The sequence below is a fragment of the Arthrobacter glacialis genome (assembly GCF_002909445.1).
Taxonomy (GTDB): domain Bacteria; phylum Actinomycetota; class Actinomycetes; order Actinomycetales; family Micrococcaceae; genus Specibacter; species Specibacter glacialis.
Genome location: NZ_PPXC01000002.1, coordinates 39871 through 61507 on the forward strand (window position 1 = coordinate 39871; position 21637 = coordinate 61507).

A 21637-nucleotide genomic window follows, 5' to 3' on the forward strand; every position below is an offset into this window, starting at 1 on the left:
TGGTGGCTTAGGGGGAGTCGGGCAGGTGCCCGAGCAGTTCAGCCTCGGCCCGGTCCAAGTATCGGCGCAAGGTTTCGGCCGCTTCGGCCCGCTCCCCGGCGACCAAGAGCCGCACCAGGTCCGCATTGAGCTCAACGTAGTGGCTGTGAAAGTCAGGGGCACCGCTCATGGCATGGAACACCAAGCGCATCTGGGCCAGCACCCGCGCCATGATCTCCGCCAGTCCGTGGCTTCCCGTGCCACGGATCAGTTCCTCATGGAAGCGTTGGTTGGCGCTGGCCATCTCTGCCACTGAACCGCGGGACAGGGCTTCGCGGGCATCGGCAACAACGTCGGCTAGGGCGTCGACGTCGAGCTCGGGCCCCCACAGGACCGCGGCGGGTTCCAGCATGCGCCGGACCCGGTAAATCTCACGGATCTCCTCCCGGCCCGGGGAGGCGACAAAGACGCCGCGGTTGGGGATCCGGGTGATGATCATTTCACCGGCCAACACGGTAAATGCCTCGCGCAGGGTGTTGCGCGAGACACCCAGCAGTGACGCCAAGGCCAGTTCGGAGAGTTTGCTGCCCGGCAGCAGTTTCCCGTCCGCAATCCGGGCACGCAACACCGCGGCCACCCATTCGCCGGTGTGTGCGTGGGCAGCCGGGTCAAGCCGGGACAGGTCATCGAGGGCAGCATTCATGGGCATGGCTCCAATCTACCCAACGGGCCGGGGTGGCTGTGCCAGAATCGCGGCCACGTGGCGGTGTCAGTTGATCCGGCCCACCACGTCGCCTTGGACCACTACGGATCCGGATGCGAACGCCCCGTGTAGCAGCGTCCCGCCGCGGTGCGCCGAGACGGTGGTTTCCATTTTCATGGCCTCCAGAACCACTACAGGGTCACCGGCGGCGACGGTGGCGCCGTCGTCGACCAGCCACTTGACCAGGCTGCCGTTCATGGGCGCTGTCAGTGTGGCGGCATCAGCGACGCTCCCGGCATCAGGCGCTGCAGCCGCGGCAGCCACGCCTCCGCCGCCGCGCAAGGACGCGAGCAGCTGTGCCGGCAAGCCGATTCGCAGGGCCACGCCGTCCACATCGATGGTGATTTCCTCCCGGTCGGCACCCGGCTCGGCGCGGGCGATTTCTGCTGAGGCGGCCAGCGTTGCCGCGAACTCAGATTCGATCCAGGTGGTGTAAACGCCGAAGGACCCTTCCTGGGTGAATGCGGGATCGCGGACCACAGCACGGTGGAACGGCAGTACCGTGGGCAGGCCGGCAATGACCATCTCATCCAACGCCACCTTGGCCCGGCGCAAGGCCTGGGCGCGGTCGGCGCCGTGCACAATCAATTTCGCCAAGAGGGAGTCATAGTCGCCGGGCACCACTGAACCGCTGCGCACCCCGGAGTCGACACGGAGCCCCGAACCTGTCGGTGCTTCGAAAGCGGTGATGGTGCCGGGGCCGGGCAGGAAGCCGCGGGCCGGGTCCTCGGCGTTGAGCCGGAACTCAAAGGCATGACCGCGCGGCTCCGGGTCCGCGGTGAAGGCCAGGGGTTCCCCGGCGGCGATGCGGAACTGCTCCCGGACCAGGTCCACACCCGTGGTTTCCTCGGTGATGGTGTGCTCGACCTGCAGGCGGGTGTTCACTTCCAGGAAGGAGACAGTGCCGTCGCCGGCCACCAGGTATTCCACGGTGCCGGCGCCCTCGTATCCCGCGGCCAGGCAGATGGCTTTCGCCGAGGCGTGGATGCTGGCGCGTTGTTCGTCCGTCAGAAACGGCGCGGGGGCCTCCTCAACGAGTTTTTGGTGCCGGCGCTGCAGCGAGCAGTCGCGGGTTCCCACCACCACCACGTTTCCGTGCCGGTCGGCCAGGACTTGGGCCTCCACATGGCGGGGCCGCTCCAGGAAGCGCTCCACAAAGCACTCGCCACGCCCAAACGCGGCGGTGGCCTCCCGGACAGCCGATTCGAAGGCTTCGTCGATCTCCTCGAAGCTGTGCGCAATTTTCAAGCCGCGCCCGCCCCCGCCAAAGGCTGCCTTGATGGCCACCGGCAGGCCATGTTTTTCGGCAAAGGCCCGCACCTCGGCGCCGGAGCCGACGGGGCCGTCGCTGCCAGGCACCAGCGGGGCGCCCGCGCGGACGGCGATGTCCCGGGCGGTGACTTTGTTGCCCAGCTGGCGGATTGCCTCAGGCGGGGGGCCGATCCAGGTCAATCCTGCGTCCAGGACGGCCTGAGCAAAGTCCGCGTTCTCGGACAGGAAGCCGTAGCCCGGGTGGACGGCGTCGGCCCCGGACCGGAGCGCAATGCCGATCAGTTTGTCAATGTTCAGGTAGGTGTCCGCGCTGGCCCGCCCGCCCAGGGCGTAGGCCTCATCGGCCCGGCGCACATGCAGCGCATCGGCGTCCGATTCGGAATATACGGCCACGGAGGCCATGCCGGCATCGGCACAAGCCCGCGCCACGCGCACGGCGATCTCGCCGCGGTTGGCAATCAAAACTTTTTGCATCAGTGACTTCCTTGCTGGTGGCCCGCAAGGCAGTCGCCAAGGCGGGCAAGATTGGACGGGCGTGTGGGCTGTGGCGCCAGAGTGTCGGGGTCAACCATGATGAAGCGGACCCGCGACCCCGGAGTCAGCTGCGCCGCCGCCGGCAGGTCTTCCGGCACCACCACGCCAATGACCGGATAGCCGCCGGTGACCGGGTGGTCGGCCAGGAACAGCACGGGCAGGCCCGACGGCGGGACCTGCAACGCGCCCCAGACCACCCCTTCACTGGCCAGCTCGCCCTCGCGGATGCGTGTCAGGGCCGTGCCCCCGTCGTCCAGCCCCAGCCGGACGCCTATCCTGTTCGACTCGGTGCTGACCCGCCAGGACTGCGCTGACAGCGAGGCAAGCCCGGCCGGGCCAAACCAGTCCTCCCGGGGGCCGGCTGTGAAGCGCAGGCTGGTGACGCCGTCACCGGGCAGCTCGGGCAGGGTGCTGGGCTCCGGGGCGCCGACCACGTGCATGCCGGATACTGTCCCCACCACAATGGTGTCCCCGGCGGCCAGGGGCAGGGGCCCGATGCCTGACAGGACATCGCTTGAACGGCTGCCCAGAACCAGCGGCCCAGCGACGCCGCCGCGCACGCCCACATAGCAGCGCAGCCCGGTCAGGGCGGGGGAGAGCTCCAAGGTTTCTCCCGCCAGCAGGGCAAAAGGAGCGTTTTGGGCGGGGTGCCGTGCCGGGTGCTCGTCGGAGCTGACTGTCAGTTCCACGCGGGCGCCTGTGACGGCCAGGACCTGATCGGTGGCGGCCCGCAGAATCAAGGAACCCATGAGGTTTTCGACGACGGCGTCACCGCGCTGGTTGCCGACCAGCCGGTTGGCTGCACGGGCCGCGGACGGGTCGACGGCGCCTGCCGCGGACACGCCGAGCCCGCCCAGGCCGGGACGGCCCAGGTCCTGGATGAGTGACTGCAACCCCGGCGAGACGATGGCCAGTCCGCCGGCCGGAGCTGCGTCTGTCACAGCTGGGGCGGCGACTGCCGGTACCAGCGAGTCGTCCACGGCGGTGCCGGCGGCGGAGTCGTGCCGCAGGCTCAGGCTGGGCCGGGCCGGGACAAAGCGGACCCGGTCCATGGGGCGGATGAGCGCCGGGCTCTCGCGCGTCAGGGACCACAGGAGTGCGTCGCTGTGCCCGATCAGCTGCCAGCCGCCGGGCGATTTACGTGGGTAGATTGCCGAATAGTCGCCGGCCAGGGCCACGGCGCCGGCAGGCACGTTGGTGCGCGGGGTTGCCCGGCGCGGCACGGACAAGGACCGGTTCTCGCCGCTCAAGTAGGCGAAGCCTGGGGCGAAGCCGCCGAACGCGGCCTGCCAGAGCTGGCCTGTGTGGGCGGCAATGACCGCTTCAGTGCTCAGACCCGTGAGATGGGCGACGTCGGCGAGGTCGGCGCCGTCGTAGTGGACGGGGATCTCAACTAGCTTGCCGGTGTTCGCGGGGGCGCTGCCCAAGGACAAGGACCCGATGGTTGCCGCTGCGGTCTTGGCTGCGGACCGGGAGTCGAACTTGACCAGGACGGTGCCTGCTGCGGCAAGGACGTCGAGCTGGCCCGGCAGGGGTGCTTCGTCCAGCCGGGCGGCCAGTGCCAGTACCGCCTGAAGGTCTGAGAGTTCCACCAAAATGGCGCGGGTGCCGGCAAAATGGGTGGCGGTGACGCTCATGCAAAGCTCGTGATCTGCACGCCCGCGGCCTCGAGGCCGGCGCGCACGGCTGCTGCCATGGCCACGGCGCCTGCCGTGTCGCCGTGGACGCAGATGCTTTCGGCCGGCATCGCGATGATGCTCCCGTCAATGGCCGTGATGGTCCCCTCCGTCGCCAACCGGACCATGTTGGCGGCAACCTGTACAGGATCGTGGAGCACGGCGTTGGCCTCGCGACGAGAGACGAGGGTCCCCTCCGGGGTGTAGTTGCGGTCGGCGAAAGCCTCGGCCACGGCCCGCAGCCCGGCGGCCTCGGCACGGGCCAGGGCGAGCGAGCCCGGCAGCAGGAGCAGGGGAAGATCCGTGCCGAACGCCTTCACGGCGTCGACCACGGCCTGGGCGTGCCCCTCATGATGGACGATCGTGTTGTAGAGGGCGCCGTGTGGCTTCACATATTTGATGGTGGTCCCGGCCGCCCGGGCCATGGCGGAGAGCGCGCCCAGCTGGTAGAGCACGTCGTCGGCAAGCTCGGTGGGGGAGCAGTCCAGGAACCGGCGGCCAAATCCGGCCAGGTCGCGGTAGCCCACGTGGGCTCCAACGGTGACCCCTGCCGCGACCGCAGCGCGGCACGTCGCGGCGATGGTGCTGGGATCCCCGGCATGGAATCCGCAGGCGACATTGGCGCTGGAGACGGAGGTGAAGATTGCCTCATCGTCGCCCATGGTCCAGTTACCGAAGGACTCGCCAACGTCAGAATTTAGGTCAATGAAAGGCATGTGTGATCCCCGTCTCGTTAGGTGTTCCTCTAAGGATGCACTACTTAACGAGATTGTTCAACAATCTTCCGGTGCCGGGTGAGGGTGTTCGTTTCCCCGCACCCGAGCACCGCAGAACGGGGCTAGTCGAAGACGACTGTCCTGTGGCCATCTAGCAGTACCCGGTGCTCGGCGTGCCACTGCACCGCCTGGGCCAGGGTGCGAGCTTCAACGGCGCGGCCCACGGAGACAAAATTCTCCACCGAGTGGCCGTGATCCACGCGGATCACTTCCTGCTCAATGATGGGACCCTCATCCAGGACGGCCGTGACGTAGTGGGCCGTGGCGCCAATGATCTTCACGCCGCGGGCGTGGGCCTGGTGGTACGGCTTCGCGCCCTTGAAGGAGGGCAGGAAGGAATGGTGGATGTTGATGGCCTTACCGGCCAGGTGTTGGCAGAGGTCATCGGAGAGGACCTGCATGTAGCGGGCCAGGACCACCAGCTCCACGTTGTGCTCGGCAATGAGTTCCAGCAGGGCTGCTTCGGCGTCGGCCTTCGTATCGGGCGTAACGGGGATGTAGTAGAACGGGATGCCGTAGAACTGGGCCAACGGCTCAAGGTCCCTGTGGTTGGAGACAATGGCCGGAATCTCGATGGGCAGGGTGCCTGAACGCTGCAGGAACAGCAGGTCGTTGATGCAGTGCGCCGCCTTGGATGCCAGGATCAAGGTGCGCACGGGTGCGCCGGCGCGGTGCAGCTGCCAGTTCAGGCTGAAGGTTTCTGCAACCGATTCCAGGTGCTCACGCAGGCGGCTGAAGGAGGTGGTGGTTTCCACGGCAACGCGCATGAAGAACGAGCCGGTGTCCGGATTGCCGTACTGGTGGGAATCGGTGATGTTGCAACCGGCTTCCAGCAGGGATCCGGAGACGGCGTGGACAATGCCTGGCTGGTCCGCGCAGGAAAGTGTCAGGACATATCCGGCGGGGGAATGGGGAGAGTTCAATTCAGTCACCCGTTCAACGTTACCGCCCAAATGTGCCCCTGTACTACAATTGGGGTGTTGCGACTGGCGATGAGGTGGGACACCACCGGGGAGCAGCACGAAGAGAAGACCTTAAGATCGTACGCCTGGGACGCGAGGTCAAGTAAAGCCAATGCGCGTGGTTGGCCGTCAGTAATCTTGGTGCACGCTTTTTCGCTAAGCCTCAGGGCGCACGGCAAAGTTACCTGCCAAGATTAAGTTCAAATACGGCCACCAACGCATTAGCGATAATCTTTCCTAGAAGAGTTTTTTCGTGCTGCCTACTCAGGAGTCTGTAGTGTCTTTTAGCCCCACCCAGTCCGTGACCAACGCCCCGCTCTCCGAGCTGGACCCGGAAATTGCAGCCGTCCTCAAGGACGAGCTTGGCCGCCAGCGCGACACGCTGGAAATGATTGCATCCGAAAACTTCGCCCCCCGCGCAGTACTTGAAGCCCAGGGCTCAGTACTGACCAACAAGTACGCCGAAGGCTACCCGGGCCGCCGTTACTACGGTGGCTGCGAGTACGTGGACGTGGCTGAAAACCTGGCTATCGAACGCGTCAAGGACCTCTTCGGTGCCGAATACGCCAACGTTCAGCCGCACTCCGGTGCCCAGGCCAACGCCGCCGCCCTTGCCGCCATGATCAAGCCCGGCGATAAGATCATGGGCCTGTCCTTGGCCCATGGTGGACACCTGACCCACGGCATGAAGCTGAACTTCTCCGGCAAGCTGTATGAGGTTGCCGCCTACGAAGTTGAGCCCGACACCTTCCGCATCGACATGGACAAGCTGCGCGAGCAGGCCATCGCCGAGAAGCCCCAGGTCATCATCGCCGGCTGGTCCGCTTACCCGCGTCAGCTGGACTTTGCAGCTTTCCGCTCCATCGCCGATGAGGTTGGCGCCCTGCTCTGGACGGACATGGCCCACTTTGCTGGTTTGGTTGCAGCAGGCCTGCACCCGAGCCCGGTGCCCTACTCCGACGTGGTCACCTCCACGGTGCACAAGACCCTCTCAGGCCCGCGCTCCGGCGTGATCCTGGCCAAGAAGGAGTGGGCCAAGAAGCTCAACTCCGCCGTCTTCCCGGGACAGCAGGGCGGACCGCTCATGCACGTCATCGCCGCCAAGGCAGTTGCTTTCAAGATTGCCGCCGGTGAAGAGTTCAAGGAACGCCAGGCCCGTGTGCTCGAAGGCGCCAAGATCATTGCCGAGCGTTTGAACGCTCCCGACGTTGCCGCAGCCGGCGTGTCTGTGCTCACCGGTGGCACGGATGTTCACCTGGTTCTGGTTGACCTGCGCAACTCCGTGCTGGACGGCCAGCAGGCTGAAGACCTCCTGCACAGCGTTGGCATCACCGTGAACCGCAACGCCGTCCCGTTCGACCCCCGCCCGCCGATGATCACCTCCGGCCTGCGCATCGGCACCCCGGCCCTGGCCACGCGTGGCTTCGGTGCACCGGAGTTCACCGAAGTTGCCGAAATCATCGCAGCAGCACTGAAGGGTGGCGCAGATGTTGACGCCCTCAGCGCCCGCGTGAAGGCACTTGCCGCGAACTTCCCGCTCTACCCCGGCCAGGAAGAATGGTAAATCGCATGACTGCTCAAATCCTTGATGGCAAGGCCACAGCCGCGGCCATCAAAGCCGAGTTGACCGAACGTGTGGCCGCCCTCGCGGCCCGCGGCGTCACCCCGGGCCTGGGCACCATTTTGGTTGGCTCGGATCCGGGCTCCCAGTGGTACGTGGGCGGTAAGCACAAGGATTGTGCCGAAGTAGGCATCAACTCCATCCGCATCGATCTGCCCGAGACGGCCACCCAGGATGAAGTCCTGGCAGCCGTCCGCCAGCTCAATGAGGACCCTGCCTGCACCGGTTACATTGTGCAGCTGCCCCTGCCTGCGCACATTGACCAGGACGTGGTGCTTGAAGCCATTGACCCGGACAAGGACGCTGACGGCCTGCATCCGATGAACTTGGGCCGCCTGGTGGCCAATGTGAACCGGCCCATGACGTCCCCGCTGCCGTGCACCCCCAAGGGCTGCATCGTGTTGCTGGAACGCCACGGCATCACTTTGGCTGGCAAGCGCGTTGTGGTGGTGGGCCGTGGTGTGACCATTGGCCGGCCCATGGGCCTGCTGCTGACGCGCCGCGACATCAATGCCACAGTGGTTCTTGCCCACACCGGGACCAAGGATCTGGCCGCTGAACTGCGCCAGGCCGACGTCGTTGTGGCTGCCGCAGGCGTGCCGCACATGATTAAGGCCGCGGATCTCAAGCCCGGTGTCATTGTCCTGGATGTTGGCGTGAGCCGCGTGGATGACGGCAACGGCAAAGCTGTTGTCACCGGTGACGTGGAGCCCGCAGCGGCAGAGGTTGCCAGCTGGATCTCCCCGAACCCGGGCGGCGTTGGACCCATGACCCGGGCCATGCTGCTGGCCAACGTGGTTGAGGCGGCAGAGCGCGCCTAGCGCTTGCGTCCCCGAAACGTGGGTGGGCCAGCGCGCCCGTCCCCGCTTTTCGCGCCCGTCCGGACGGGCGCGAAAAGCGGGGACAGGCGCGGCGGCTGACTGGGCCCGCCACGTTCCTAGGGTTCGATCGATTCGACCCGTTCGGGGCGCCCATCCACCCACGCCACCAGTTTGCGCACGTTTTCGGGCAGGGTTTCATCGGTGTAGCGGACGCTGACCGGTGGGCCGGTCTCCTCCAAGGAGATGTCATAGAGCAGGGCATCGGGCCAGTTGCGGGCAGGCGGCGCTGTTGGCTGCACCGCAGGCTGGGACGCCAGATGGGCGCGGGCCACCGCCCCGGCAAAGTCCTGCGCAGCGGGTTTCGGCAACGTTTGGGCGTCAAGTTCGGTCTGGGTCACCATGCCGGCCAGCCCGCCGCCCCTGCGAATCGTCAGCTTCATGTACGGACACCGACCTCTTTCCATGCGTTGTGGACGATGTCCTGCTCCGTGGAACTAAACAGGGACCCGGCAACGTCCACGGTGGCCTGGGCGGCCTCGTCGAATTGCGAGTTGGGGCGCAGCCGGGTGGTCAATACTTTGTACCAAATCTTTCCGGCCTTCTCCCATGATTTGCCGCCCAAGGCCGTGGCCGCCAGGGCGAAGGCATGGTTGGGGATGCCCGAGTTGATGTGCACCCCGCCGTTGTCGTTGCGGGGGTCATTGTTGTCCGGCAGATCCACGTAGTCGTCCATGTGGCCGGGCTGCCGGTCGCCGGAGTAGGCGGTGCCGGGATTCATCATGGAGCGCAGGGCTGCCCCCAAGGCTGGAACCAGGATTCCTTCCCCGATCATCCAATCTGCCTCGGCGGCAGACTGCTTCAGGCTGTATTGCTTGACGAGGGAACCAAACACGTCGGAGAAAGATTCATTCAAGGCCCCGGACTGTTTGCTGTAGACCAGGCCTGCAGTCAGTTCGGTGATGCCGTGGGTCAGTTCATGGGCTATGACATCCAGCGACCGGGTCAGCCCGCCAATCTGGAAGATTCGCCCACTGCCGTCGCCGTAAACCATTTGGGAGCCGTCCCAGAAAGCGTTGTCGAACCCAACACCGTAGTGCACGGATGAAACCAGCTCCAGCCCGACCCCGTCAAGGGAGTTGCGCTTGTACACGTCCCGGTAGAATTCGTAGGTAGCGCTACTGCCGTCGTAGGCCTGGTTGACCGCAGCATCTTCCACCGGCGGCTGGCCCCAGTCGCGGGCCCGCACTCCTGGCAGGAAAGTCCGGCCATTGGTCTTGTTGTCGTAGATGGTCAGGCGCCGTTGCGGTGTGACGGCGAAGCCCACCATTTGCCCGATATTCAGGTTGAGTTGGCGATTGAGCCGGCCCATCACGGCTCGTTGGGAGCGGATGGCGGCGGAGGTGGCCAGGGCTCGGACAGCTGCCTCGCGTTGTTTGGGGGTGCCGTCGACGGCCAAGCGGCCCAGCATATCCGGCGGGGCAATGCTGCAATGGGCTCGCCCATGAACTCTAGACATGTCCTTGCCTCGTCTTCCTGTGGTGGTGGAAATTTCAGTGCTGACCAAGACGCTGCTCAACTGAGCAGCGGGACGCGGAAAATCTGCCCGGGGAAGATCAGGTTGGGATTGACGATAGTGTCCCTGTTGGCGTCAAAGATGTCGGTTGCCGTGGTGTTTTGCCCTTGTTGCGCGGCGATCTTGGTGAGATTATCCCCGCTCTTGACCTCATAGAGTTTGAAGCCCGCCAGTGCCGTGAACAAGGTGACGCGGACAAGGTTCAGATCGGGGCCGGGCGGGTGGATGCCGGAGGGGTCATCACCAAACACTTGCAGTGTTACGTGGGCGCCCCGGGCAGGGGTGTTTCCCAGCGTCACCACATTGCCGAAGTCGTGGATGACGCCCATGGAGCCGGCCCCGTGGATATTGCCGCTGCCCAGGGTGTGCCCGGCATTGTCCAGAACTTTCCACAGAACCACTGCCTCAAAACCGGTGCCGAAGCCGGCAATCACAAACGCCTTGCCAATCACGTCATTGTGGCGCGGCTGGCGAATCTCAATCAAACGTGGAGCAACCATGGTGTCCTCCTCAGAGCCGTTTCCACCATGATGCGCCTGATCGTGGCCCGGGGCAAGGTCTCCTTCCAAGCACCCCACACACGAATCATTGCGTGCACATCTTGACGTGCGGTACCACGTGCTTAGGCATTTGCCCCGAGAGATGTCAGCTGCGCGCCTTGGCGGGGATGGTCACCTCTTTGAGGATCAGGAGGATTCCGGCGGCTGCGGGGATGGCGACAAGCGCTCCGGGCAGGCCGGCAAGGGTCCCGCCGGCGAGCGCGGCGATGAGCACGATGGACCCGGGAACTTGCACTGCTTTGCTCATCACCTTCGGGGTGAAAATGTAGGCTTCGAGCTGCATGTAGATGAGCATGGCAATCAGCACGATCAGCGCAGCAGTCGGCGACACGAACAGGGTAAGGATCGACATGAACGCCGTTGTCAGCACCGTGCCGATGAGCGGGATGAGGGTGATGAAGAACGCGGCGACCGAGATGACAAGCGCGAACTTGTTGCCGACCAGCGTCAGCACGATCAGGCTAAAGGACGCATTGAGGAACGCCAGTACGACCATGCCGCTGAGATACCGGCCAATGTTCTGCATGATCCGTTCAGCCAGTTCGACGATACGTTCGCGGTGCGACGCCGAGACCAGCGAATAGATCGCTGCTTTGGAGGAATCCAGTGTGCCGGTGAAGTAGATCGTCAGGATAAAGACGAACATCGCCGTCGACGTTGCGCCGACCACGGCGACGCCAAACTGAAGGAGACCCCCGCCGATCCCGGTCCAGGTGGCCGGGTTGGTGAGGAAATCGACGACGGCGGAGTAAATGTTCGCCAGCAGTCCGCCACTGCCCGAAGACGCCTCCTGGAACCACTCCTGGGCGTGCAGGTCCGCGAGCATCGCCGGCAGTCCTCGCACAAAAGCGACAGCCTGGTTGATGACGAGCGGCAGGACCAGCCAGAGCAGGCCGACGATGACCAGGATGAAGAGTAAATTGACGGTGAGTATCGCGACACCGCGTTTCAGGCCACGACGTTGAAACCAACGCACCAGCGGGTCCAGGCCGAGCGTGATGAACGCGGCGGCGAACACAGAGAACACGACCGTCCCGATGCCGGCGATCGCGGCGGCCATCACCAAGGCTGCCAGCACGCCGAGCGTTGCGGTGAACGCCCAACGGAATGGGTGGTTCGCGAATGCGCTGGTACCCGTTTCGCGGTGTTCGCGGTGCCGGGCCTTCCGCTGGAGTGTGCGGCGCCGGGCCTTTTGCTGGAGTGTGCTCATGGCGTCAACTTACTCCCGAGCCTGCTGGGAAACCAGTGCCCACCCTTGCGACCGATGCGTCCTGCTGTAGGAATAGTAGGAATCGGGTGAGGCGCCTGGCTAATGTTCGGCGCATAATGGGTGTTGTATTGCGGGTACGCGTAGATCTGGGCGAGGATGCTCGAGATGGAGGTGCTGTGGTGACATCCAACGACGAGGACGCATCCCGACGGCAGCGGTGGGAGGGCCGGACCCGGAATCCGTTGTTGTTCGGTTCGGCATTCTTCCTACTGGCCTATTCCGTGCTCATCCTCGTGCCCCAGATGGCCGTGATGTGGCGGGTCGTTGTGATCGCGGCGCTCAGTATTGTGTGGGCGGCGTACATCATCGATCTTCTCGTGCGGGTATCCCTCACACCGCGGGGTCAGCGGTCCGAGTTCATCCGCACTCACCCTGCCGATACGGCATCCGCGTTCATCCCGTGGGTGCGGCCGTTCACACTGCTGAAGTACCTGTCCCGGATCCCGTGGTTTAGCAATGCGAATGGTGACTCGATCCGTTCGCGGATGGTAGTCGCAGCCCTGGCCTACACGATTTTGTTCGTGTATGTGATCGCGCTCGGTGTACTCGCCGTTGAACGCAATACACCCGACGCGACGATCGTCAGTTTCGGCGACGCGATTTGGTGGGCGTGTGTCACGGTCACGACCGTGGGCTACGGCGACTTCAGTCCGGTCACCGTGATCGGCAGGACGCTGGGGGTGGTCCTGATGACCGGCGGTGTGGCGATCATTGGCACGGCAAGCGCCACCATCGTCTCCCTATTGAACGAGCGGATCGGCCGTGCTCGCCAGCAGCACCTAGCCTCGCAAGTCGATCCGCCAACCACGTCGTCCGCTGAGACCTGAGGCGAGGAAGACAATGTCCGACGCACCGTCCACGCCATGCTGACCCGACGCGAGCAAAAGGAGAACCTCCCATGACAATGGAACAGCAGGAGAACTCGGACACCGCCCGGTCCAGGATAGGCACGTGGCTTGGTGCGACGGCAATCGGCCGCTTCGTCCTGCGCATCGCGAACGCGCTCGTCGAGATCGAAGTGTTCGACCGAGCGATGACGCTCGCTGCACAAGCATTCACTTCGATACTCCCGCTCGTGATCGTCGTCGCAGCCCTCCGCGAGGGAGACGCGAAACCGATCGGAGCGGGCCTGTCCAACTACTTGGGGCTCAACGGCTCCGCAGCCAGCGTCCTGGAGAAAGTCGTCCCGGCCGCGTCGGATGTTTTCAGTGCACTTGGATGGTTCGGCATCCTGCTCCTGATCGTCTCGGCCACCGCATTCTCGCGAGCACTCGAACGGTTCTACTCCCGGGTTTGGTCGAAAGGAAAGAGTGGGTTCCGTGCCGCGTGGCGACCGTTCGCGGTGATCGCGACCATCCTTCTGGGACTAGTCGTACTCCGGTTCACCCGGTCAGCCATCCAGACAGACGGTGGCTTTGTCGCAGTCCGGGGTTTGGTTGTGTTCGTGCTGTGGACCGGTGTGTGGCTTCTCGCCGGATGGATCGTCCTAAACCGGACCGTCTCATTCCGGTCATTGTTGCCTGGTGCGGTTCTCTGCGGCATCGGACTTGCGATAGTCGGCGAAGTGGGCCGGATCTACCTGCCGATCGCCCTGACATCATCGGCAGAGCAATTCGGTGCTCTCGGCATCACCATCGCCTACGTCGGATGGCTCTTTGTCATTATGTGCGTGGTCGTCATCGCTGTGACCGCCGGGCACGTACTTACGGTGGAGTACGGTGTCTTGAGCAGCGTGAATCCGCACAGCGACCATCCGCTCAGCGTGCAGCCGCACAGCGACGACGGCTGAGCTCGGCAGCACCGCCATCATGTTGCGGGACTGGCGTGAAGGGCTCTCTGATCGTTGTGCGAGGAGCTTCGGACGGATACGGTGATTCCGCACCCTCCACGTTGGTGAACGCCAGACCGGCACCAAGAGCAACGGTGAGCCAGGTGCTTAGCAGGTGCCCTTCACGGCATCATTCAGCGCCGTCAGGGAGGTACGCAACGCCCGGACACCTGTGCCGACATCGGCGATTGCCTGCACCGACGGCGAGGTCTTGGCCGTGTCGATACTTGAACTGACCGAGGCAGAAGCCTGCTCGACGGCGTCGATCTGGGTGGCGAACTCGTCCTTGGCGTCGACCTTGAGCTTGGCTACGTCGGACTTCACCTGGGTGAGGTTGTTCTGCAGCTCCGTCAGAGCGCCCTGGGAGAGGTCCACGGTCGTCACAGCCGAGACGGACGTCCTGAGCGAGTCGACCGCCGAACAAACAGCTGTCGTTCCAGCTGTCGTTCCAGCGGTAGGTCCGGCTGTCGGTCCAGCGGGCGGTGCGGCCGTACTGCATCCCGCAGTGAGCAGTGCCGCCAGGAGGGCGCCAGTGGCCAGAAACGATGCAGCAGCCCGAGTCATCATCTCAGCCATGCTACCCCCACTGGACGGCGAGGGCCACGGCCGCCCCATTTCGCGCTTGGCCAACGTTGCTGGCCGCGGCGACTTTCCCGCCGGTAACGCGCCAGTAACGCGGTAAGTCACACACTGGCCCTGACCGCAATAGCGAAGGCGTGGGATTGCGCCGGAGCTTTTGCGGACAGGCGCTGAGGATTTTCGGGAGGGTCAAATGACGTGGAGTGGCTGGTTTAATCATGGTGCCCCGGCGGGTGGGTTCGTTGCGGGGCCTGCGATTGTGTCGCGGGATGATTCCGTGTGCAACATTTATGTTCGCGGCACTGACGGTGCTTTGTGGCAGAAAGCGTATTGGGGCGGGCAGTGGCATGCCTGGGGCCGCCACAACGACGGCGCGGTGCTGGCCTCGGAGCCTGCTGCGGGCTCGATGGGTGAGAACCACGAGCATGTTTTCACCCGCGGCACGGACGGGAATGTGTGGCAAAAGTTCTGGACCAGCACTGCCGGGTGGAGTGGCTGGTTCAACCTTGGCGCCCCGGCCGGAGGTTTCATTGCGGGGCCGGCGATTGTGTCGCGGGATGATTCCGTGTGCAACATTTACGTTCGCGGCGCTGACGGTGCCTTGTGGCAGAAAGCGTATTGGGGCGGACAGTGGCATGCCTGGGAACGCCACAACGACGGCGCGGTGCTGGCTTCGGAGCCGGCGGCAGACACCATGGGCGGGAACCACGAGCACGTGTTCGTCCGCGGCACGGACGGGAACGTGTGGTCCAAGGCGTGGACGCTTGTTCCCACGGTGGTGCTGCACCTGAAGATTCTCACGCCGCCCACAAGCTTCACGGTGGACCAAATGGTCCAGTCCATGCGGGACGTCTATACCAGCCGGGGAATCAACGTTGTGGTCGGTTCGACCCAGAACCTGAACCTGCCGCTGCTGACTGACCTGGACGTTGGCGTCTGCGACATGGGTGTCACCACCGCCGAGCAGAATGTGCTGTACGGCAACCGGGACAATGTGGGTGCCAACCATGTGGCCGTGTATTTTGTTCGCACCACCAATCCGCCCTCCAACGGGTGTGCAGCATTTCCCGCCGGCCGCCCCAGCTGTGCCGTGGCCTCGACCGCCAGCAGCTGGACCCTTGGGCATGAGGTGGGTCATGTGCTGGGCCTGCGACACGTCACGCCCTGGGACAGGCTCATGATGGACGGTGGCACGTGGAACATCACCAACCCGCCACCGGATTTGATCGACGCCGAACGCGTGACGTTGGACGCCAGCGCCCTGACAGTGAACATCTAGGAGTGTGTCATGAACCTAACCATGGAAGACGTCCTGCGAGCCCTGGATCCCGACGAGGTTGACTATGCAGCAGCCTCCCAACTGGGGCCCGATGCGCTGCCTTTCCTGATGACCCTGGTTCAGGGCCAGGATCCGGGATTGGCGGCCAAGGCTGCGTATTTGGCCGCTGTCGTGGAAGGTGAGCTGTCCGAGCGAGTGGTCACAGCCGCGGCGGCGAGCGGTGATGTGCGTGTTCGGGTGGCGGCAGCCCATGCGGCCTCCATGCTGGCCGCCGAGCCTGCCAGCCGCGTGCTGGGAACGCTCTTGTTGGATAGCGACGCAGGCGTCCAGAAACTCGCCCTGAAGTCGGTGTCGGCCGGGCTGTCACCGGATCTGATGGTGAAAGTCCAAGAGGTCAGCGTCAACGGTTCAAGCCAAGGCCTGCGGGACTATGCTGTGCAGGCCATGGAACGGCTGCAATGACCTAGCCGTGCCGAAACAAGGCAGCCTGCACGCGTGAGGCCAAGCCAAGCTTGCCCAGCACCCGCGAGACATGGGTTTTGACAGTGGTTTCAGAAATGCCCAGTTGCCGGCCAATCGAGTAGTTGCTGAGGCCCTCGCCCAGGCACTCAAACACCTCCAGCTCCCGGTCCGTCAAGACCTGGAGTTCGGGGCGTTGCCCCTGTGCAGGGGTCGGCCCGCTGCCGGGGGACAGGGCGGCTGCCACAATGCGGGCAGTCACCTCCGGAGCCACAACCTGGTCCCCGCCATGCACCCGCCGTACCGCCTCGGTGATGGCGACCGGTTCGGCGCTCTTGAGCAGGAATCCCGCAGCCCCGGCCTCCAAGGCGCCAAACAGGTACGAATCATGATCGAAGGTGGTGAGTACCAACACCTTGGCCAGGCCTTCGGCGCAGATGGCCCGGGTTGCGCCAATGCCGTCCAGGCCGGGCATGCGCAGGTCCATCAGGACCACGTCGGGGCGCAGGGCGCGGGCCATGCTCACCGCGAGGGCACCGTCACCGGCTTCGCCGACGACTTCCATGTCGGCTGCGGTGTCAACCACCATGCGCATGCCCAGCCTAATGGCGGCGTGATCGTCTGCCAGTAAGACTGAGATGCGCCGTGGTTCAGCGTCGTTGGGCCGTGTCATGAGATGGCCCCTTGGGAAGACGTGGCCGCGGGGGCGGCTGCCGTTACTGAGTTGGCTTCAGTGCAATGGGGAGTTGGCAGCGTGAGCAAGACTATCCACTGCCCGTCGCTGGGGCCTGCCGTGAGCGTTCCGCCGGCGTGGGCAGCCCGAAAATGCATGCTGGCTAGGCCCGTTCCGGTGCCGTTGCGCGGAACCGTGCTGCCCCCGGACCCGTCAGGAAGGGGATTGGTGACGCGCAAGAGAATAGTGTGGGCTGGACTTTGCGTGAGGGAAATGTCCATCCCCTGGCCGGGTGCGTGCTTGGTGGCGTTGACCAAGGCCTCGGCGGCCACACGGTAGATGACAGTCTGCAGGGGCAGCGGCAGGTGATGGCCGGCGTCGGGCACAGTATTTGAAAACAGTAGGCTGGTGCCAGCTCGTTGGTAGTGCGCCACCAAGTTCGGCAGATCGCTGAGCTTGCCCATCGTTTCCGTCAGCTCGCCCGCGTGCAGGAGCCTGATCATGTTGTTGAGCTCCTCTAGCCCGGCAACACTTTCCGCCCGGATGTGGCGCAGGAGGGACTCGTGGGGGTCCTGCACGGCGGCGCCGGACTGCAGGGCGGCGCCGGACTGCAAGGCGATGGCCGACAGCCGGGCGGAGATCACGTCGTGGAGTTCGCGTGCCATGTGCGCCCGTTCCTGCTCCAACGCCAGATCGTGGGCATTGCGCTCGGCCAGAAGTCTCTGCTCGGCGGCCTCGTGGACAGCGTCGGCCCGGGCAGATTCACTCTCGGTGAGTAGGTTCGCCTTGCGCAAGTTCCCCGCCCATTCCACCGGCGTCAGCAAGGTGACAACAGCAACAACGGCTGCCGTGAGTGTTCCGGCAACACTGAGAGTCAGGGCAAAGGTGGCCAGCACCAGAAGCGCCGCCAAAACCCAGGCGCTGCGGGCAGCCAGCCGGGAAGCCTTGGCGGAGGCGAACAGCACTAAGGAGAAGAACAGCTCAAAGGCAAGCACAAAGGCACCCGCATGCCCCGCCAAGACGAAACCGACCACGGCCAGCGAACACATCCACGCCATGGCGCTCGGAGCAGTGCGGCGGAAGAGGACCCCTGCGCAGCCAAGCACGGCGATGCCCAGCCATGCCGAGGCGAACGCCGCCACACGGATACCCCCGGTGGCAGAAATATTAGTGGCCGCCAGGAGCCAAAACAGGGCAAAATATCCGCCAGCCAATGCCATGTCTTCAACTTTGATGTTCGCCAAGGCACGAACATCAAGTCCCCGGTAGCCCTTGCGCAGGCGCGCCAGTGGCGGCCCTGGTGCGGCAACGGCTGCGGATTCTTCCATCTGCCCATCTTCCGTTGCGAGGCTGCCAGCAGGCAAGCGGCGTGCCGCAATGTGGCACTAAGGTATGACCCGCACGTGGACCAGATGGCGGATGTGCTTCACGGCCGGTATTGCGACGCTGGGCGTATGACCATCGCAATTTATGCACAACTCGCCGTCCTGGCCCTGATCGACAGCACCAGCATTGGCACGCTGCTGATTCCGCTGTGGCTGCTCCTGCGCCCGGACGCCAAACGCCTGATGCCACGAATACTCCTCTACTTGGGGGTACTGGCAGGCTTTTATCTGGTGATAGGTGTGGCCGTGCTCAGTGGGGCCAGCTGGCTGTTGGGTGGTTTGTCAGTTGACTCGCTGGCACAAATTCCTGTTGTCCAGTGGAGCATGAGCATTGCTGGTGTCCTCATGCTGGGCTACGCGTTATTTGCCGGTTCCGGCAAGAAACCCGCGGCAGTGGGGGCTGCCAACCGCTTGGCCGGGACATCACAAGGCGGCGCCGGGGCGCAGATCGCGGAAGATGCCTCAACGGGGCAGCGGCGCTGGCAGAACCGGATAGCGTCGGCGCTGGAGAGCCGTGGCGGCATTGTGGCCTTGGCGCTCATTGCCGGCGTGCTGGAACTGCCCACCATGCTGCCCTACCTGGCGGCCATAGGATTCCTGGTCAACTCAACCTTGCCGCTGGCCGGTGAGCTGGCCGTCTTGGCCATCTATTGCGTGGTGATGCTCATCCCGGCGCTGGTCCTGTTGGGTCTACGGGTGGGCCTGGGTGCCAGGCTTGACCCGTTCCTGCACCGGGTCAGCAACAAGTTGGGAAAGTTCTCTGCTGAAACTGTGCTGTGGGTGGTGGGGATCGTCGGATTTCTGCTGCTGCGCTCGGGCCTGTCATACCTGGCCCCACTGGCAGCATGGAACCCGTTCAAGTGACACCCGGCCGCCGTCAGCGCAACCCGGTCGCCGCCGTCGAACATTCAAAAGACCAGCCATCCGTTCGCCGCTGGTGGAAGACGTTCCCGCCACGCGCCGCCATTTGAGAGAATGGGTGCATGACTTCTCTTGGAACCGGCAAAATGTCCAAACCCAGCAAATACACAGGCGTGGGCACCATCGTGCTGGCGCTCGTTTTCCTGGTGGCGCTGGTGTTTGCCGCCAACAACAGCACAGTGCTGGGCTGGATCATTGCCGCCATCGCGTTCGGCTGGTTGGTGCTCTCCACCGTGGTGTACATCGGCGTCCACAAGGCTGCCGCGTTTGGCGCCCGCCAGGTCGCCCTGGCCCAGGCCCAGATGGCGCAGCACAACAGTGCCAATGCCCCGGCCGACGGCGGCACCCACCTGGTCTCCGACGACGCCGGTTCACGCTCGGCCACGAAGGCACGCGATCTGAAACTGGACCACTCTTTCAAGATCATCAATGTTCAGATCGGCGTGGTCAACGAATACCTGGGCAAGGACCCTGAAATGGTGGCCCGCGCCCTGGAAACCATTGACATTACTGCAGCCAACGGCCGCGGCATGATCAACCCCAACTGGGAAGCCCAAGAGGCCAAGATGGATGCTGCCATGGCGAAAAAGAACGCCGAACGCCAGGGCACAAGCGCCAACGCCACAAGCAACACATCAGGCAAGCCCGCAGGCGAGGACGACGAGCCCGTTACCGGCGTCATCGTCGACTAAATCTTCCCCAGTCATTGACGTGGGGACACCTTTTCGCCGCGGCTGCTCAATTATGCGCAATACGCGGCCCGGACATACGCTGCACGGACCTGCGAATCGCAGCTACCTGCGGGTAAGGTGGAGCAAGTGAGTAACGGTAAAGAAAACGGTCAATTGCGGATCGCAAGCGTCAATGTCAACGGCATCCGTGCCGCCTACAAAAACGGTATGGGCCCCTGGCTGGCCGGGCGCGACGTTGACATCTTGTGCCTGCAGGAAGTCCGCGCACCCGACGCCATCGTGGAGGGCTTCCTCGGCGAGGACTGGCACCTGCTCCACGCCGAAGCCGAGGCCAAGGGCCGGGCGGGCGTGCTGATTGCCACCCGCAAGGACGTCCTGGAGCCGGTGGCCACCCGTGTGGGCATCGGTGAAGACTACTTTGCCACCACCGGGCGCTGGGTGGAGGCCGACTACCTCATCAACGGCTCCGACGGCACACCCACCACCTTGACTGTTGTTAGCGCCTACGTGCACTCCGGCGAGGTTGGCACGCCCAAACAGGACGACAAGTTCCGTTTCCTGGACACCATGATTGCCCGGCTGCCCCAGCTGGCAGCCACCCATGACCATGTGCTGGTGGTGGGTGATTTGAATGTTGGCCACACCATCTTGGACATCAAGAACTGGAAGGGCAATGTGAAGCGTGCAGGCTTCCTGCCCGAGGAACGCGCTTACTTTGACAGGTTCTTTGGCGAGGAAATCGGTTTCAAGGACGTAGCCCGTGAATTTGCCGGCGAGGTGGAGGGCCCCTACACCTGGTGGTCCAACCGTGGGCAGGCGTTCACGAATGACACCGGCTGGCGCATTGACTACCACATGGCCACTGCGGGACTCGCTGCAAGGGCTGTTCATGCAGTGGTTGACAGGGCTGAGTCCTACGAGGCCCGTTTCTCTGACCACGCGCCGCTGGTCGTCGACTACAAGTTCTAAAGGACTCCACGCTTTCATGAGTGAAATCACCGCCCGCCCCCGCGTTCTTTCGGGCATGCAGCCCTCAGGCGATTCCCTGCACCTGGGCAACTACCTTGGCGCGCTGGTCAACTGGGTCAAGACCCAAGATGACTACCAGACACTGTTTTTCATCCCGGACATGCACGCCATTACTGTCACCCAGGACCCGGCGGAGCTGCGCGAGCGGACCCGTAAGACGGCAGCCCAATACATTGCCGGTGGCATTGACATTGAAAAATCAACGTTGTTTGTCCAGTCGCATGTACCCGAGCACGCCCAGCTGGCCTGGGTGCTGAACTGCATCACCGGGTTTGGCGAAGCATCGCGGATGACCCAGTTCAAGGACAAGTCAGCCAAGGGCGGTTCCGATGCCGCCAGCGTTGGCCTGTTCACCTACCCTGTGCTGATGGCCGCGGACATCTTGCTGTACCGCCCCCAGGGTGTGCCTGTGGGCGATGACCAGCGCCAGCACGTGGAGCTGGCCCGTGATTTGGCCAAGCGCTTCAACCACCGCTTTGGCGACACCTTTGTGGTGCCGGAGGCTTTCATTCAAAAAGAAGGCGCCCGGATTTATGACTTGCAGAATCCGACGTCGAAAATGTCCAAGTCCGCTTCCGGACCCAATGGGCTGATCAACCTACTCGATGACCCCAAGGTCACGGCCAAGCGGATCAAGTCAGCCGTCACCGACGCGGACACGGTCATTGCCCACGACCGCGCAGCCAAGCCCGGTGTCACCAACTTGCTGGAAATCCTCTCCACCCTGACGGACACGCCCGTTGACGCCCTGGTTGCTGAGTACGACGGCAAAATGTACGGCCACCTCAAGGTGGATGTTGCCGAGGCAGTGGTGGCCCGCCTTGAACCCATCCGGGCACGCACCCTGGAACTGCTCGAGGACCCGGCCGAACTTGACTCCCTGCTGGCCCATGGGGCGGCGAAGGCACGCGAAATTGCTTCCGTGACCCTTGCCGATGTCTACGCCAAGGTTGGTTTCCTGCCGCCACGGCCGGCGGTTGGATAA

23 protein-coding genes and 1 riboswitch are annotated in these 21637 nt (G+C 64.1%); of the genes, 11 read left to right on the top strand and 12 right to left on the bottom strand.

What is annotated here, in order from left to right:
• Positions 1–7: 7 nt before the first annotated feature.
• The 5 genes from CVS27_RS02475 to purU form a co-directional block, all read right to left on the bottom strand.
• Entirely contained in the window at positions 8–688 is a 681-nt protein-coding gene (locus tag CVS27_RS02475; RefSeq protein ID WP_103464167.1) for a GntR family transcriptional regulator, read from the bottom strand.
• 60 nt (positions 689–748) lie between these two features.
• Entirely contained in the window at positions 749–2488 is a 1740-nt protein-coding gene (locus CVS27_RS02480) for an acetyl/propionyl/methylcrotonyl-CoA carboxylase subunit alpha (protein WP_103464168.1), read from the bottom strand.
• Complete coding sequence (locus CVS27_RS02485; RefSeq protein WP_103464169.1) at positions 2488–4185, bottom strand: 5-oxoprolinase subunit B/C family protein; 1698 nt, start codon at positions 4183–4185, stop codon at positions 2488–2490. Before CVS27_RS02485 ends, CVS27_RS02480 begins: the two co-directional genes overlap by 1 nt.
• Complete coding sequence (locus CVS27_RS02490; protein WP_074711615.1) at positions 4182–4940, bottom strand: LamB/YcsF family protein; 759 nt, start codon at positions 4938–4940, stop codon at positions 4182–4184. The genes CVS27_RS02485 and CVS27_RS02490 overlap by 4 nt, the downstream gene beginning before the upstream one ends.
• 122 nt (positions 4941–5062) lie before the next feature.
• Positions 5063–5923 carry a formyltetrahydrofolate deformylase gene (gene purU, locus CVS27_RS02495; protein WP_103464414.1) on the bottom strand — a complete coding sequence of 287 codons (861 nt, stop codon included), beginning with the start codon at positions 5921–5923 and terminating at the stop codon, positions 5063–5065.
• 49 nt (positions 5924–5972) lie between these two features.
• Positions 5973–6061: riboswitch (ZMP/ZTP riboswitch) on the top strand.
• 178 nt (positions 6062–6239) lie between these two features.
• Between purU and glyA the strand changes: the two genes are divergently transcribed.
• Positions 6240–7526, top strand: a complete 1287-nt coding sequence (glyA, locus tag CVS27_RS02500; RefSeq protein WP_103464170.1) for a serine hydroxymethyltransferase — start codon at positions 6240–6242, stop codon at positions 7524–7526.
• Positions 7520–8404, top strand: coding sequence for a bifunctional methylenetetrahydrofolate dehydrogenase/methenyltetrahydrofolate cyclohydrolase (locus CVS27_RS02505; RefSeq protein WP_243399684.1), 885 nt, complete (start codon positions 7520–7522; stop codon positions 8402–8404). The genes glyA and CVS27_RS02505 overlap by 7 nt, the downstream gene beginning before the upstream one ends.
• Before the next feature lie 116 nt (positions 8405–8520).
• Here CVS27_RS02505 and CVS27_RS02510 read toward each other — a convergent pair whose 3' ends face one another.
• The 4 genes from CVS27_RS02510 to CVS27_RS02525 form a co-directional block, all read right to left on the bottom strand.
• Entirely contained in the window at positions 8521–8844 is a 324-nt protein-coding gene (locus CVS27_RS02510) for a protealysin inhibitor emfourin (RefSeq protein WP_103464172.1), read from the bottom strand.
• Positions 8841–9920, bottom strand: a complete 1080-nt coding sequence (locus tag CVS27_RS02515; RefSeq protein ID WP_243399683.1) for a M4 family metallopeptidase — start codon at positions 9918–9920, stop codon at positions 8841–8843. Before CVS27_RS02515 ends, CVS27_RS02510 begins: the two co-directional genes overlap by 4 nt.
• 56 nt (positions 9921–9976) lie before the next feature.
• Positions 9977–10477 carry a LysM peptidoglycan-binding domain-containing protein gene (locus CVS27_RS02520; protein WP_133159041.1) on the bottom strand — a complete coding sequence of 167 codons (501 nt, stop codon included), beginning with the start codon at positions 10475–10477 and terminating at the stop codon, positions 9977–9979.
• A gap of 145 nt (positions 10478–10622) precedes the next feature.
• Positions 10623–11747, bottom strand: coding sequence for an AI-2E family transporter (locus CVS27_RS02525; protein ID WP_103464175.1), 1125 nt, complete (start codon positions 11745–11747; stop codon positions 10623–10625).
• A gap of 179 nt (positions 11748–11926) precedes the next feature.
• Here CVS27_RS02525 and CVS27_RS02530 point away from each other — a divergent pair, with 179 nt between their 5' ends.
• Both CVS27_RS02530 and CVS27_RS02535 read left to right on the top strand, forming a co-directional pair.
• Positions 11927–12634 (top strand): potassium channel family protein, encoded by a 708-nt coding sequence (locus CVS27_RS02530; RefSeq protein WP_165788237.1) that lies wholly within the window; start codon positions 11927–11929, stop codon positions 12632–12634.
• Between the two features lie 71 nt (positions 12635–12705).
• Entirely contained in the window at positions 12706–13596 is an 891-nt protein-coding gene (locus CVS27_RS02535; RefSeq protein ID WP_103464177.1) for a YhjD/YihY/BrkB family envelope integrity protein, read from the top strand.
• 147 nt (positions 13597–13743) lie between these two features.
• On the opposite strand, the gene CVS27_RS02540 is transcribed toward CVS27_RS02535, so the two are convergent.
• Positions 13744–14019, bottom strand: a complete 276-nt coding sequence (locus CVS27_RS02540; RefSeq protein WP_103464178.1) for a hypothetical protein — start codon at positions 14017–14019, stop codon at positions 13744–13746.
• A gap of 148 nt (positions 14020–14167) precedes the next feature.
• Between CVS27_RS02540 and CVS27_RS20700 the strand changes: the two genes are divergently transcribed.
• From CVS27_RS20700 to CVS27_RS02550, 3 genes are all read left to right on the top strand, one after another.
• Positions 14168–14317: a hypothetical protein gene (locus tag CVS27_RS20700; RefSeq protein ID WP_165788238.1), complete on the top strand. Its 150-nt coding sequence runs from the start codon at positions 14168–14170 to the stop codon at positions 14315–14317.
• Positions 14318–14491: 174 nt separating this feature from the next.
• The gene (locus CVS27_RS02545; protein WP_133162857.1) at positions 14492–15493 is read left to right on the top strand and encodes a DUF8189 domain-containing protein; all 1002 of its coding nucleotides are present in this window, start codon (positions 14492–14494) and stop codon (positions 15491–15493) included.
• A 9-nt stretch (positions 15494–15502) separates the two neighbouring features.
• Positions 15503–15955: a hypothetical protein gene (locus CVS27_RS02550; protein ID WP_103464180.1), complete on the top strand. Its 453-nt coding sequence runs from the start codon at positions 15503–15505 to the stop codon at positions 15953–15955.
• Between the two features lies 1 nt (position 15956).
• On the opposite strand, the gene CVS27_RS02555 is transcribed toward CVS27_RS02550, so the two are convergent.
• Both CVS27_RS02555 and CVS27_RS02560 read right to left on the bottom strand, forming a co-directional pair.
• Positions 15957–16625 (bottom strand): response regulator, encoded by a 669-nt coding sequence (locus tag CVS27_RS02555; RefSeq protein WP_103464181.1) that lies wholly within the window; start codon positions 16623–16625, stop codon positions 15957–15959.
• On the bottom strand, positions 16622–17953 hold the full coding sequence (locus CVS27_RS02560; protein ID WP_103464182.1) for a sensor histidine kinase: 1332 nt from the start codon (positions 17951–17953) through the stop codon (positions 16622–16624). The genes CVS27_RS02555 and CVS27_RS02560 overlap by 4 nt, the downstream gene beginning before the upstream one ends.
• A 126-nt stretch (positions 17954–18079) precedes the next feature.
• Here CVS27_RS02560 and CVS27_RS20705 point away from each other — a divergent pair, with 126 nt between their 5' ends.
• The 4 genes from CVS27_RS20705 to trpS all read left to right on the top strand — a co-directional run bounded on the left by CVS27_RS20705 (position 18080) and on the right by trpS (position 21637).
• A complete protein-coding gene (locus tag CVS27_RS20705; protein ID WP_165788239.1) occupies positions 18080–18874 on the top strand; it encodes a GAP family protein in 795 nt (264 codons plus the stop codon).
• Positions 18875–18993: 119 nt separating this feature from the next.
• Entirely contained in the window at positions 18994–19623 is a 630-nt protein-coding gene (locus tag CVS27_RS02570; RefSeq protein WP_207767437.1) for a hypothetical protein, read from the top strand.
• Positions 19624–19740: 117 nt separating this feature from the next.
• Complete coding sequence (locus CVS27_RS02575) at positions 19741–20592, top strand: exodeoxyribonuclease III (RefSeq protein ID WP_103464183.1); 852 nt, start codon at positions 19741–19743, stop codon at positions 20590–20592.
• A gap of 16 nt (positions 20593–20608) precedes the next feature.
• Positions 20609–21637, top strand: a complete 1029-nt coding sequence (gene trpS, locus CVS27_RS02580; RefSeq protein WP_103464184.1) for a tryptophan--tRNA ligase — start codon at positions 20609–20611, stop codon at positions 21635–21637.